Source organism: Streptomyces sp. E2N166, assembly GCF_003671715.1.
Classification (GTDB): domain Bacteria; phylum Actinomycetota; class Actinomycetes; order Streptomycetales; family Streptomycetaceae; genus Streptomyces; species Streptomyces thinghirensis.
The window spans coordinates 805176-808305 of the sequence record NZ_RAIF01000006.1 but is presented as its reverse complement, the minus strand read 5'-3'; the positions used below and the strand labels follow the sequence as shown (position 1 = coordinate 808305).

At 72.7% G+C, this 3130-nt stretch carries 4 protein-coding genes; 2 read left to right on the top strand and 2 right to left on the bottom strand.

The genetic code is table 11. The annotated features are described in order from the left end of the window. On the top strand, nt 1–658 hold a 658-nt coding region (locus EBH09_RS04180; RefSeq protein ID WP_238697177.1), incomplete at its 5' end, for a polysaccharide deacetylase family protein. A gap of 31 nt (nt 659–689) precedes the next feature. On the opposite strand, the gene EBH09_RS04175 is transcribed toward EBH09_RS04180, so the two are convergent. Then, nucleotides 690–1355, bottom strand: a complete 666-nt coding sequence (locus EBH09_RS04175; RefSeq protein WP_121745629.1) for a class F sortase — start codon at nt 1353–1355, stop codon at nt 690–692. Between the two features lie 331 nt (nt 1356–1686). On the opposite strand from EBH09_RS04175, the gene EBH09_RS04170 reads away from it, so the two are divergent. Then, the gene (locus EBH09_RS04170; RefSeq protein WP_193776099.1) at nt 1687–2181 is read left to right on the top strand and encodes a hypothetical protein; all 495 of its coding nucleotides are present in this window, start codon (nt 1687–1689) and stop codon (nt 2179–2181) included. Between the two features lie 181 nt (nt 2182–2362). On the opposite strand, the gene EBH09_RS04165 is transcribed toward EBH09_RS04170, so the two are convergent. Next, complete coding sequence (locus EBH09_RS04165) at nt 2363–2893, bottom strand: hypothetical protein (RefSeq protein ID WP_121745628.1); 531 nt, start codon at nt 2891–2893, stop codon at nt 2363–2365. Nucleotides 2894–3130: the final 237 nt, after the last annotated feature.

Sequence of the window (3130 nt, the reverse complement as noted above, 5' to 3'; positions counted from 1 at the left end):
TCAGCCCTTGACCGGATACGGTGCGCCACGGGCCGCGCCCGCGCGGCCCCCGGTGCGCAGCGAACCGATCCTGCGCGTGTCGGGCCGGGGCCGCACCATGCTGCTCACCTTCGACGACGGGCCCGACCCCCGCTACACCCCGGACATCCTGGACACCCTGGCGAAGTACGACGTGCGCGCGACGTTCTTCGTGTGCGGCGAGATGGCGGACTACAACAGGGACCTGCTGTCCCGGATGGCGGACGAAGGGCACGTCGTCGGCAACCACACCTGGTCCCACCCGCTGCTGACCGGCCTCGGCCGCAGCCGCATCCGTGCCGAGATGGAGCGCACGAGCGAGGTCGTCGAGCAGGCCTACGGCGAGGCGCCCCGGTGGTTCCGGGCCCCGTACGGAGCGTGGAACCGCGCGGCCTTCCAACTCGGCGCCGAACTCGGCATGGAGCCGCTCGCCTGGACCGTGGACACCCTCGACTGGACCACCCCCGGCACCGGCACCATCGTCGACCGGGTCGAGGACGGCGCCGCCCCCGGCGTCGTGGTGCTCTCGCACGACGCCGGGGGCGACCGCTCGCAGAGTGTCCGCGCCCTGCGCTCCTACCTGCCGGAGCTGCTGGACTCCGGCTACCACCTCACCGTCCCCCGGCGGCGTTACGTCTGACGCCCGCGACGCCCGCCCGGCCGGGGCACGCTCAGCGGATCCCGGTCATGCGGGCGAAGGCGACGACGTTCCCCTCGTATCCGTTCTGCTTCGAGAAACCGCCACCGCAGGTGATGACCCGCAATTCCGGGCTGCCCTTGGAGGCGTACACCCGGTCGCCGGGGAAATCGTCCTTCTCGAATACCTCGATGCCGTAGATCTCGAAGACCGCCGTCTTTCCGTCCTGGCGGTGCACGTCGACCTTGTTTCCCTTTTTCAGCGCCCCGAGCCCGTAGAAGACGGCGGGACCCTGTTGGTTGTCGACATGGCCCACGACGACCGCGGTGCCCTTTTCCCCGGGGGAGACCGCGCCGGTGAACCAGCCGGCCAGATTCGGGTCCTCGGGCGGCGGAGCGCCGACCCAGCCGTCCGCGTCGAGACCGACGGGCATCATCGGCGCGTCCACCTGGATGGCGGGAATGCCGACCCGGTCGGGCACCGAGTACGGCAGCGGCGTGACGCCCGCGGCGGCGCCGTCGCCCCCTTCGACCCGGGTGTCCGAGGCGGCGGCCGACGCCGGCTGCGGGGGGCCCGCGTCGAATTCCCCCGAACCGTTCCGGATGAGCGCGAGCCCGGTCAGCAGAACAAGCGCTATCACGCCCCAGGGAGCGCGCTTCCTGGTCCGCTCCTCCTCTTCGGCCAACTCGGACGCATACATTCGCCATCCCCTCTCGACGCGGCCGTCGCCGTGTCATTCGCGCATACGAGCACGCTAAGCGCCGGGTGCCCGACCGGCGACGGGGCGGCGGCGAACGGGTGGCGCCCACCCCTTCCATGAGCCATCCGGGATTTCCCCGGCAGGAAATCTCTGACGGTCCGTGACCTGCGGCGATATCCACTCGCGCGGCACCGGTCCGGTATGCCCCCTCACCAGGACGGACCATTCCCGAAATGCGGCTCCGCGCAGGTCAACTGAGGGTCTTTCTGGGAGGCGCTTTCTCGCCGATCGACCGGGGACGGGACCCGGGGCGTCTTCCGCGGAGGATCACATGCGTAACACTCGTGCCCTCGCGGCAGCCGGCGCCGCGGTCGCTGTCCTCGGGCTGGCCGCCCCCACGGCCACCGCCGGCGGCGACCACAACCAGCCGTCCAACATCGTCGCGCTGCCCAGTGTGATCGCCCGCGGCGGTCAGATGACCGTCACGGTCGACGGCTGCCCGCAGGGCGGCACGATGACCTCGGACGCGTTCCGGACGACCCACCTGACCCCGGTCAGGGGTGCCAACGAGACCTCCAGGGGCACCGCCACCATCAGGGAGGACGCCCGGCCGGGCTCTTACGACATCACCGTCAACTGCTCGGGCCGGCGACTGACGCGTCCGGCGGCCTTCACCGTCATCGGCGGCGTCCGCGGCGGCGTCGGCGGCAGCAGCTCCAGCGGGGCGACCCCGACCGACATCGCGATCGGCGGCGGGCTCGTCGCCGCGGCCGCCGCCGGTGGTGGCCTGTTCTGGTTGCGCCGCCGGGCCGAGCGGCGTATCTGAACCGTCCCGCCCGTTCTGCAGGGCACCGTACGGGCCCGCCCGCGCAGGCGGGTCCGTCCAACCCCTTCGGACCGCGCGCCGGCGTCGCACGGCCGGATCGCACGTCGCACGTCGACAGGGCTTCGCCCCGGACCCGTTGTGGATCCGGGGCGAAGCCCTGTCCGGCACGCGGCAGGGGATGTCAGCCGCCGTCCCCGGCGGAGCGGCGGCGCGAGAGGTGGTAGGCCGCGCCGACCGAGCCCGCGATGAGCAGGGCGCCGAGCCCGATCTCCTTCACGTCGAGCCCGGCGACGCTGCCGCCCTCGCCGGCGTGCACGCCCTTGGAGGGGTGGCGGGGCTCGTGCGTGGGGTGGTCGGAGTGGTGGTCCGCGATGGTCAGGTTCACGGTGCCGGTCGTCTTGGCGCAGGCGAACGTCACCTGGTAGACCGCCCCACGTCTGGCGTCCCGGTCGACCTGTGCCGTCGCGGACGACTCGTGCCGCGGGATGGTGACCGTGTCGAACACCGCCGACGAGACCGTGACGCGTCCTCGGCAGCCGTCGGCACCGCGGCCCACCCCGAGCGTGACCTCGCCGCCCGGCGCGACCGTGGCGGGGTGGACGGTGAAGCCGAACGTCGAACTGCTGCCCCCTACGGCAGCCCCGGCCGGTACGCAGGCGGAAAGGGCGGCGACGCCCAGCAGAGCGACCGAGGCGGCGGGTATCGCGCGCATGGTGAATCCTCCGGGTCCCCGAGGAGCAGCGGCGGACCTGTTCCGCTCGCGCCAGAAATGCACCTCGATGTCCGAAACGCTAGGAAACCGTGCACGTAGGCGCGATCGCAGTCGCGCGAATGGGGCAAGTGTGTGGGCCGCTCAGGGGACGGTTCCGGTGTGCCGGGCGTCCCCGGCGGGTGCCCGGTGCGGGGGCCGCCGGGGACGCCCGCAGGTGCCCGGTGCGGGGGCCGCCGG